Below are 871 nucleotides of genomic sequence, written 5' to 3' on the forward strand. Positions count from 1 at the left end.
CGTTGTCGACGAAGCGGATCAGTTTGGACCACTGCGATGACAAGTAATGCAAAGCCTTGCCCAGCAAACTACCGGGGATTACCGCATGCAGATGTTGTAGCAGCAGGGCTTCGATTTTGACCAAAACCGGTCGGCTTTGCTCCTGGCGCCGCTGCCCACGCTGTTCGACGCTCAGGTCTTTCGTCTGAGTTTCAATCGCGTACAGTTCACCCATCGCCGCGATAAACTGCGTCGCCAGTTGCTCCGGGCCGCGCGCGGCTTTAGGAATGGCGGCTTCGGCCTCGACAAAATAACGCCGCGCATGCGCCCAACAGCCGAGGTGAATCGCACCCCGGCTGGCGGCAATGGCGTTATACACCTCATAGCCGTCGCTCATCAGTACCGCGCCGGGTTTGATGCCGTCATACAACGGCTGCGCATGCGTTCCGCCGCGCCCCGGCGTGTAGCTGAACAGCCGAATCGGCGATCCGGAGCCGGTCATTTGTGCCCACAGATAGCTTTTGCTTTGCGCGGCTCGGCCGGATTCTTTGAGCACTTGAACCACGGTTTCGTCGCCCAGGATCAGATCGGCATCGAGCAGATGGTCGCGCAGCAAGTTGATGATGGGTTGCACTGCGTCGCCAACCCGCACCATGCTAGCCGCCAGCGTGTTGCGCGACAGATCGCCGCCGAAACGGCTCAACAGCGCGGCTTGCCGATACAGCGGCAGGCTATCCTGGTATTTGGCGGTGACGACCCAGGCTAATGCCGTTTCGGTGAGCAAGCCTTTGGGGATGATGCGAACCGGTGCCGGCGTCACGCGAATGCTTTCATCGCAGCACGGGCAGGCATATTTGACGCGGTGATGTTGAATGACTCGCACCTGTTGCGG

Annotated in this window: 1 protein-coding gene; it reads right to left on the reverse strand. The window is 60.2% G+C overall.

The window, feature by feature from the left end:
- On the reverse strand, window positions 1-871 hold an 871-nt coding region (locus BJL95_RS20785), incomplete at both ends, for an IS66 family transposase (RefSeq protein WP_139306365.1).

The organism is Methylomonas sp. LWB (assembly GCF_001856095.1).
In the GTDB taxonomy this organism is placed as follows: domain Bacteria; phylum Pseudomonadota; class Gammaproteobacteria; order Methylococcales; family Methylomonadaceae; genus Methylomonas; species Methylomonas koyamae_A.